The sequence below is a fragment of the Limimaricola cinnabarinus genome (assembly GCF_002723615.1).
GTDB lineage: Bacteria > Pseudomonadota > Alphaproteobacteria > Rhodobacterales > Rhodobacteraceae > Limimaricola > Limimaricola cinnabarinus_B.
Window position 1 is genome coordinate 1 of record NZ_KZ304998.1, and the last position, 8,317, is coordinate 8,317.

Here is an 8,317-nt window from a genome sequence, read left to right on the forward strand (position 1 = left end):
TCAAGCCGTTCGCTGCGATCTGCGCGAACGGCTGCTTCGACGCTGCGGCCGTTCACTGAACCGTCTGTGACAGGCTGCTGAACTTATTTGTGAAAAACGACACACAGCCCGGCCCCAGTTCGTTTTAGTGTCCGATAAGCCCCCTTATCGAACATGAGCGTGATAGGCTCTTCGGCATTCCAGACACGCCTGAAATCCCTGCCCCGATCTCGCTGCCTACCCACGTCGCGGGCTCCGGCCGGCTTGACCGCCTCGTCGGCACCGCCCGCGGCTACGCCGACCACGCGGTCTCCGAGAACACGCGTAGGGTCTTCGCCCTCTCGTATTGTTTAAGGTCCCTCCCCTTGCCCGAACCGGCGTGACTAAGGTTGTCCTTAGGCAGGGGCCCGCGCACTACGTGACTGTGATGCTCCATCGAAAATGCGGTGCAGTTCGATAATCCTATCCACCTCGCACGCCGATCCCAAGATAACCGGAACCCACTGATGTGGTCCTTCGGGCGCAATCTCGAGAAGTCGCGCCCGCCCAGTGCTGGCCATGCCCCTTGCCTGTTCGATCAGTAAACTCATCGGATTGGCCTCGTAAAGCAGGCGCAACTTGCCCCCACTCTCCCGAAGCGTTCGGTCGATGGGATAGAGGAACACACCGCCTAGAAGCAGGATGCGATGTACCTCGGCCACCATCGAGGCAAGCCACCGCATGTTGAAGCTGCGCTGGCGCATCCCATCGACGCCGGCGAGGCATTCCTCGACATAGGTCCGGACAGGGTCCTCCCACAGCGGTGACACTATAGCGCCCTCGGAGTCGCAAGGTTAAAGCGCGCCGCCACAATAAATCTACAATCAACCCCCTGATATTTATAAGAAATACAATTAAAGGATAGCGGTGCCAGCCAACCTTGCGCTGGGGATATCGGATTATACCGATCGGTATAATCGGTTAGCCATCTCGGTATCGCTGAATGAGATCCAACAGCTCTCGTTCGAAGTCCTCTTGCTTCACGGGTGGGATGGAGATGCCCTTAGCGGTGAGGCTGACCTTTTTACCGTTCCGCTCCAGCTTATATGTCCCCCCACCTGGGATCGTCTTCTGGGCGCGTTTCGCGGCGGTCCCCCTACCCTTCTCTCTCTTCTCGGCCAGCGCCATTTTCGCCTCAGCAAGCGTTTCCCTCTTGTCGAGGAATGGCGCGAGATCCCGGATCATGTCCATGCTCGCCTTCGGGCCGAACCAGTCGAGCGCCTTATCGGCGTTCTGGGCACACTTCACACCGACAGATACGAGCGGCTGCGCAACACCCAAGCGCTCTGCGATGTGCGCCTGGGTCGCATCCTCTTCGTGCTTCAGCCTGATCGCGATCTGCCCGATCGACAGGATGCGTTCAAACGGCGTCAGGTCTTGCCTAATGGCATTCTCGGAGTAGCGCTCCTCGAGGTCCGAGATGGTGAGGTCTTCGTGCCCGTCCAGTGCGCTTTTCATGTCAGGCGCGATGATGGCTTGCACCTCATCCACACCCAATTCCTGCAGCGCCCGGAGGCGACGCCGACCGGACAGAAGAAGGAACTGCGCAGCTCCATTGATGACGGTCGGGTTCTTGTGGTTAGGGCGCCAGTCCGGATTCATTGGGCGAACACGGATCGGCTGGGTCTGCCCGCGCGCAGCGATGTTCTCCTTTAGCAGCCTGAACTCCGAGTCCTCTACCCAGTTGCCTTTGCGGTCGCTGCCGAGGGCGTCCTCGATCTGCGAGGTCTTCATGACCACCGAGACCCTTCCGTCCATCACCTTCTTGAGGATGTCGTTGGTGGCATGGCCCATTTGGTGGCCAACCAGCCCGCCGCGCGGCTCCTCGTAGCTCTCGAAGGTTTGCGCCGTCGCTTGCGGCACTCCCCTCTCCTCGTCCGTCATCGGTGCCGAGTTCAGCTTCCTCTTCGCCATCACACCCACCTCTCAGCGATGAATTTCTCGGCGTGGCCGCGCGATGGAAGCGCCCCACCCCACACCAGTTTGGCCAGTGCATCGTTCACGGCATTCGCATTCTGAATAAATGCCTTCGCAGAAGGTCGTCTGCTTCGCGGAGGATCGTACTCGTAGATGGACTTGTATTCCTCAGCCGCGTTGGCGACGGCATCTGATCTCGAATACCAGACCTGAGACACGAGGCCCGGGTGGCGTCTATGAATGTCGACGATCTGATCGACGTCCTTCTCGTTGGCCTCTTGGATGATGGTCGGGAGCACGATGTGGTTTCCGCCACCGATCACTCGATCCTCGATCGCCATCTCGGAGAGGTAGACCTGCACGTTGTCGGCGTAGGTGCTGAGCGTTTTGAGGTCGAAACCTTTCATGGTCTGCGGCACGATCAGGTTGGTCGCGGCAACCAAGCCGTTGAGCTGCACAAGCGTGAAGGATGGCTGCTGGTCGATTACGATCACGTCGACCGTCTCGTGAAGGGCTTCCTGATACTTCTCGACATCGAAGCTTCCATCGGACTTGCGAAGCTCGGACCCCAGGGTATTCGGGCCATACGCGGCGTCCCAGCGAGCAATGGCATCCTTGAGGGCCGCATGCACGGGAGCGGTGCCGCCGGACTTCTGCGACAGCATGAGGAGCGCGAGATCAGCGTCCTGAATGTTTGCGCCGCCAGGAATGAGCCGGGTGCCCGGCCACTGGGTGGTCTGCCACATCCCATTCAGATCCTCGGCCGACTTCTCCACGATCTGGTGTGCATTGAACTGGTCGAGGTCGAGCCCCATGAACGATGCCACGGTATTGCGGTTTCGCTCGAAGAGCTTGGTCTGCTTGTCAGCGAAATAGAGCGACACAGTAGCCTGCGGATCGCAGTCGAGAATGCCTACGCGCAGACCGTAGTTCATGGCCACATACTGCGCGAAATGAGCAGCAGACAGGCTCTTCCCGGTGCCGCCTTTCTGGGCGGAGAAACTCACAACGGGGAGCGGATCACCCGGCTTGCGCCAGTGCAAGTACTCGTGCTTCCGGTGCGTGCGAGATTGAAGGTAGGCCCGCATCATCATGATCTCGGAGATCGAGTAGTGGGCTGTATGTCCACTTTGCCCGACGGTCTTCCGCCCCACAGGGAAGCTGTCATCGTCGCTTGTAGCTTGGTTGAGCACACGGATGGTGTAGGCATTCCCCAGCCCGAGAAGCTCTCCGACTTCGCGTGTGCTGAATGTCTTCTCAACACGCTTCTTCATCGTGTCGTCCTGACGAACCTGCCCGGCGATATCCCTCATGCCGTGGGCGAGGCGCTTGATAAAGTCGATCATCTGCGGCTTCGATGCGTCATTATACCGGTCGGTATAATCGGTCGTTTGCTTGTCTGCCTGCACTTTGCAGTCTCCTCGTTCTCTGCTCTCCGGCTCCTAAGCGGGATTATACCGATCGGTATAATCGGCTCCCTGGCCGTCTTGGTTTGTTTTATTCGGTAGGCTGACGGTCACCGTGTGGCAGTCTTCATCGCGGTCAGTTCGGTGTATTTCCTCAGGTGGTGTCTTAGCACCTTGAGCGTCGACGCCATAGTCGCAGGAGCTGCCGCACACGCTTCAGCAAGGTAGTTTCGGAAGAAGTGTGGCTCTGGCATCTTCCTCCAGAAGCCGACCCGCCATTTCCTCTTGATGGCCGCCGATAGGGCAGGGAGAACCGCTGCTGGCGCCGGGTTCTGGGACACTAACTCGACCTGCTCGTGCAGAGCCTCTCGGTTCTCCCTCACACCCAACGACCGCCAGATGCCCCGGAGCCTTCGTTCTATGTCCACATCGCTGATTGCTGTGTCTGCCTGAACCAGCGCGTAGTCGGCGAGGAGCTTCTCGGTCTTAGCAACCAGATCCCGCGAGGGCATGGAGTTGAAGTGCGTGCTCCATGACGCACCACGGGTCAGCTCGACCCATCTCTCCCGCAATTCTTCCACCACTGCACTGACGCAAGGATCCGGTTGCAGGGCAGGGGCCTCGTTCATCTCGACCAGCTGTGGCAGAGGCTGCGGTGCAGTAGTGTGGTTAGAATGGATATGGTTATTATATTCGCGTTCGGAGGACTGAACGCCGCATTCAGCTTCCTGAACGTCCGCAACCTGTTCATCGACCTTCTTCTGGCGCCGATCGGTTCCTGCCTTACGCAGAGCAGTGCGCCATTCTTTCCAGAAGGTCACGTTGTGACGCTGGTATCCATTGCCACCGAACAAGCCTCTCTTCGAGAACGAGGCAACCAGCCCCAGGGCGCGAAGCTCCTTGAGGTAGGCAGTGATGCTCGGCTTCGATCTCCCCATACGGGAGGCCAGCTCCTCGTGGGGAGTGTGGCAGTCACCGGTCTTGTGGTTCGCATACGAGCATAGGAGGGTGAGTAGGCGGAACGCACCACTGCTCATCTTGAGATCCATGATCTCGTTGGGCAGGGCAACGAAGCCTCTCCCCGGATTCATTGGGAAAGTCATTCTCAGGCACACTTTTCATGATCCCGCACGCCGAAGGGGCTTGCGGGAGGTGGGAAATGCCTGCTAGGAAGAGGGTGAATATAGGGTCTGTTTTCCTAGCAGACCGGGCGACTAAAGGGCTCAGAGAGGCGGCAACCTTTCTGGGCTCTCGTCTTGTCTGGGGGTTAGCTACTCATCTGCGGCCTCTTCGTGTGTGCATTTTGGGCCATCAATGCACAAGCACCTACCGAGACGCAACAACTAATCGAGAGAACTCCCGATCAAGGTGTAAATTGCACTTTGCAAAGGAGCTATTTTTCAAGGGTTTCGGCGTGATTTCGGCCCTGAACTTTTTTCGAGAGCCTTCTGAGAGCCCACGCTGAACGGGCAGTAGGCAGCACTAATATACACGCATTGCGTGAAACTGAGTGGATTTATAGAAGTACTTTCAAGGGCCTCACCCTCTGGTAGCCATTTTTGGTTCGCGTTCCACGAGAATCAGGCGGCCTCCGACTTGATCAGGGCAGCCTACCGAGGCTCAGAGCAGCCGATCAATCGACACGAAGATCTGCACGAGGATGAAGTGCGCCCTTTGGCTTGGACACGTCAGGCCGGCTGGTTTTACCAAGCTTGGGCGCCGAACTCGATCTTTGCAAACTCCAGCCATCTCTTCAGGGCTTGGACCGGGCAGGTCTGATCGCTGGAGCGGCGGGCGATCTCGATCTCGTGCCAGCCGGTCTTGCCGCGCAGCGTGACAAGAACGCCGGCCTCGAGAACCTTGATCCAGCCGCTGCCCTAGATGGTGTCGTCCTGGCCGTGATCCAGTCCGACGATTTCGGAGCGTCGCAGCACCCCGGCAAAGCTCACCAGCAGCATGGCCCGGTCGCGCAGCCCGCGCAGGTCGTGGCTGAGCGTCGCGAGCATGGCCAGAAGCTCGTCCGGCCTGATCGCCTCCATCTGTTCCAACGGTCGGGCATGGCGGCAGCAGATGCCGACGAGAACGCTCGAGATGTGCTGATCGCGCCGGTCGAGCCGAAAGTCGCGCTGCGCGTAGCCCCCAGACAGTCCGGCAAGACGGCGATCGATCCAGGCTACCGACAGCGGGCGTGCCTTACCCGAAGGCGCGGCGAGATCGGTGATGTAGAGCCCGACCAGTTCGGGCGACGGGGGCAGGGGGTTGGCGCCCTTCATTCGACACCAACGCGCGAAGGCCTCCAAGTTGCGCGTGTAGGCGGTTCGGGTGTTCTCGGCAATGGCGTGGTCGAGGTATTGGCGGGCGGTGTCGACCAAACGGTCGAGGCTGCCGGAGCCCGCGACGTAATCGGGCAGGACGAGCGGCGCGGGATGTTCGGGGTTTTCAGACGAATTCGATATGCCAAGCGACCGATCATCTTCATGTCCGATAAGGCAAGATTACCGGACATGCGAGACAACCGTACAGCGCGGCGGTTAAAATGCCATGGAATGGACAAAAGCGCCGCGACCCGGTAGCGCGAGAGGCATGTCCGTTCATCCGCATCCTCATCTTCCCGTACCCTCCTGGCCTGCTGCTCCGGGCTGGGCCGTCACGGGCCGTGCCGCCGATCCCGAGGAGGCCGCGTTCCGCGCCGGCGCCGCGCTGGCGCATCTGCAAGGCGCGATGGCCCAGCCGGGCTTGCCTCTGACGCTGTGGCGCGACCGGCTGGCGCTTGAGGCCGCGGCGGCAACTGTGAGGTGTTCGGGGCGCCCGGAGGGTCTGGCAGAGCTGCGCGACGCGCTTCATCTGGCGCGCCCCGGCGATCCGCTCGGGCCGGCGGGCGAGATCGGCCAGGCCTGGCGTCGCGCGGTGACGCGGCCGCTGACCGCGCGCGGCCTGGCGCCTCTCCCCGGCGTCGCACCGGAGCCGGTCAGGCGCGAGCTGGCGCGGAGCGGGGCCCCCATCGCGCGGGGCCGCGGCCACGCTTGAGACGGTGCTCAGGGAGGCCCCCCGGGCCGAGACGGCGGCGCTGATCCTCGCCGATGCCGCACTGGCCAAGGTACTTGGCTGGGATCGGATCGTGCCGCTGCTGGTGCTTGGCCTGGCACCGCGCGATCTGCGGCGCGATGGGGATCAGCTGCGGCTGGCCTGCCACCAGGCCGTGGCCCGCGCTGCGGCCCGGGCCGCCGGTCTGGCGCACGACCTGACCCGCCGCGCCGCGCGGCTGTACGCCGTGGCACCGAAGCTGCGGGCCAAGGGCGCCGATGCGGCGATCGAGCTGTTTCTCGCGCAGGACGCACTGACGCCTACAGCTTTGACCCATCTGATGTCGGACCGCGCCGCGCGGCGGCTCTGCGACCGGCTGGTTTTGCTGGGCGCGCTGCGCGAGCTGACCGGCCGCGACAGCTTCCGGCTCTACGGGCTTTGAGCATGGAGATGATCGACCGCGAGCTCACCGAGCTGCCGCGCGAGCTGCGCTGGCGCGAATGGATGCGGCGGATCGAGGCGGTGCTGTTCGCCAGCGCCCGGCCGGTGCCGCGCGCCGATCTGGCACGGGTCGTGGGGCAGGGGGTGGCGCTGGATCTGCTGATCGATGATCTCGCCGCGGAGCTGGCCGACCGACCCTACGAGATTGTGCGGGTCGGCGACGTCTGGATGCTGCGGACCCGGGCCGCCTACGGCGCGGTGATCCGTGTCGCCGCCAATGTCGGCGATCGGGAGATCAGCCTGTCCGAGCGTGACCTCGCGGTGCTTGCTGCCATCGCCTACCATCAACCGGTCACCCGCAACGGGCTCAGGGACATCTTCGGGTCCGAGATCTCCCGCGAGCTGATCGGCCGGCTGGCGGCGCGGGATCTGATCGCACCGGGGCCACGCGCGCCGCGGCGGGGCGCCCCCTACACCTACGTCACCACGCCGGGCTTCCTCGCCGCCTTCGGGCTCCAGGATCTGCGCGACCTGCCCGATGCCGAAGCGCTGCACGATGCGGGGCTGACGGGATCGTAGACAGCTACAACGTCACGTCTTCAAAATCTGACTGATCTTTGCAAGAACTTCATCCGCCCCGCCGGCCCAGTCTGCGATCTCGATGCCAGAGCTGTTCATGGCTCGACGACGCGTCTTAGGCTTTACCTTGCTTTGCATAAAGTCTTCGAAGACCACCACTGGTACTGTCTTCACCTCGTAGTCGTCTCTGAACACTTGCTCTGTCAGCAGTGCTTCAAGAACGTTCACCTCACTTGTCGCAGCGTAAACAGCCGCTTGAATCTTGGCGTCGCGGATAATGATATCAGCGGTATATTCCTTGTGATCCTTGGACAAAGCTTCTCGCTCGCCAACATGGAACTGTGAACCAAAGCGTTCCTTGATCGCCTCAGTAAGCTCTTCGCGGAAAGCGTTGCTGATCCTATCACGTGACAGAAATGCAAGGTCCTGAATGCGATTCAAGAACGACATGAACCTGACGGCTGCACTACCCAAGTCTGCTTCATCAGTCCAATCGCTTAGAAAGAGGGAATTCTCTTCATCGAATGCGATACCGTGCTCGGTTGCGAGCTGCCTCATCGCATCCATTTTCGTATCGGTTGTTAGGTCACCGGCAACGTCTTCAAGAAGGGCCAGCGTATCACCCCCATCACGCATGCGAACAAGGCCATCTGATCTCTCGCCGAACACGACCAACGGCTCACCATGAAGCCAGCTGAAGGGAGTCTTGATCGCATAGCCCAGGGGGATCTCTCGGACGGAGAGACCCTCACAAAAGGCAGCACAGATCTTCTTCTGCGCGTTCATACAATCATCTCTCCCTGAGCCGGAGCAGCAAAGCGGTATAGTTCCGAAGCAATCGTCACGGCACTATGGAGCGTAACGTCAAACTTCTCTGTGCACTCTCCAGTATAGCTCGGCCAGAAGCGAAACGTATCCCGATCTCGGGTCAG

The 8,317-nt window shown here is 61.0% G+C and carries 9 protein-coding genes; 3 read left to right on the top strand and 6 right to left on the bottom strand.

Annotation, left to right across the window (positions count from 1 at the left end; all coding sequences use genetic code 11):
- Nucleotides 1-374: 374 nt before the first annotated feature.
- The 5 genes from CJ301_RS19200 to CJ301_RS18085 all read right to left on the bottom strand — a co-directional run bounded on the left by CJ301_RS19200 (nt 375) and on the right by CJ301_RS18085 (nt 5,713).
- Nucleotides 375-788: a hypothetical protein gene (locus tag CJ301_RS19200; protein ID WP_269398740.1), complete on the bottom strand. Its 414-nt coding sequence runs from the start codon at nt 786-788 to the stop codon at nt 375-377.
- 151 nt (nt 789-939) lie between these two features.
- The gene (locus CJ301_RS18070; protein WP_099278738.1) at nt 940-1,932 is read right to left on the bottom strand and encodes a ParB/RepB/Spo0J family partition protein; all 993 of its coding nucleotides are present in this window, start codon (nt 1,930-1,932) and stop codon (nt 940-942) included.
- Entirely contained in the window at nt 1,932-3,344 is a 1,413-nt protein-coding gene (locus tag CJ301_RS18075) for a ParA family protein (RefSeq protein WP_099278739.1), read from the bottom strand. The genes CJ301_RS18070 and CJ301_RS18075 overlap by 1 nt, the downstream gene beginning before the upstream one ends.
- Nucleotides 3,345-3,451: 107 nt before the next feature.
- A complete protein-coding gene (locus tag CJ301_RS18080) occupies nt 3,452-4,390 on the bottom strand; it encodes a helix-turn-helix domain-containing protein (RefSeq protein ID WP_162620625.1) in 939 nt (312 codons plus the stop codon).
- A gap of 828 nt (nt 4,391-5,218) precedes the next feature.
- Nucleotides 5,219-5,713, bottom strand: a complete 495-nt coding sequence (locus CJ301_RS18085) for a hypothetical protein (protein ID WP_216823334.1) — start codon at nt 5,711-5,713, stop codon at nt 5,219-5,221.
- Between the two features lie 211 nt (nt 5,714-5,924).
- On the opposite strand from CJ301_RS18085, the gene CJ301_RS19205 reads away from it, so the two are divergent.
- From CJ301_RS19205 to scpB, 3 genes are read left to right on the top strand one after another with little or no spacing between them, the layout of a single operon-like run.
- Complete coding sequence (locus tag CJ301_RS19205; RefSeq protein WP_254050205.1) at nt 5,925-6,368, top strand: DUF1403 family protein; 444 nt, start codon at nt 5,925-5,927, stop codon at nt 6,366-6,368.
- 4 nt (nt 6,369-6,372) lie between these two features.
- Entirely contained in the window at nt 6,373-6,807 is a 435-nt protein-coding gene (locus CJ301_RS19210) for a DUF1403 family protein (protein ID WP_367869653.1), read from the top strand.
- Nucleotides 6,808-6,809: 2 nt separating this feature from the next.
- Nucleotides 6,810-7,385, top strand: coding sequence for an SMC-Scp complex subunit ScpB (gene scpB, locus CJ301_RS18095; protein ID WP_099278741.1), 576 nt, complete (start codon nt 6,810-6,812; stop codon nt 7,383-7,385).
- Nucleotides 7,386-7,397: 12 nt separating this feature from the next.
- On the opposite strand, the gene CJ301_RS18100 is transcribed toward scpB, so the two are convergent.
- On the bottom strand, nt 7,398-8,171 hold the full coding sequence (locus CJ301_RS18100) for a DUF1828 domain-containing protein (protein WP_099278742.1): 774 nt from the start codon (nt 8,169-8,171) through the stop codon (nt 7,398-7,400).
- Between the last annotated feature and the right edge of the window lie 146 nt (nt 8,172-8,317).

What these genes read in the sequence shown, in the direction of transcription:
- CJ301_RS18070 (WP_099278738.1), bottom strand. Translation starts at nt 1,932, where the DNA reads ATGGCGAAGAGGAAGCTGAACTCGGCACCGATGACGGACGAGGAGAGG.
- CJ301_RS18080 (WP_162620625.1), bottom strand. Translation starts at nt 4,390, where the DNA reads ATGGATCTCAAGATGAGCAGTGGTGCGTTCCGCCTACTCACCCTCCTA.
- CJ301_RS19205 (WP_254050205.1), top strand. Translation starts at nt 5,925, where the DNA reads ATGTCCGTTCATCCGCATCCTCATCTTCCCGTACCCTCCTGGCCTGCT.
- scpB (WP_099278741.1), top strand. Translation starts at nt 6,810, where the DNA reads ATGGAGATGATCGACCGCGAGCTCACCGAGCTGCCGCGCGAGCTGCGC.
- CJ301_RS18100 (WP_099278742.1), bottom strand. Translation starts at nt 8,171, where the DNA reads ATGAACGCGCAGAAGAAGATCTGTGCTGCCTTTTGTGAGGGTCTCTCC.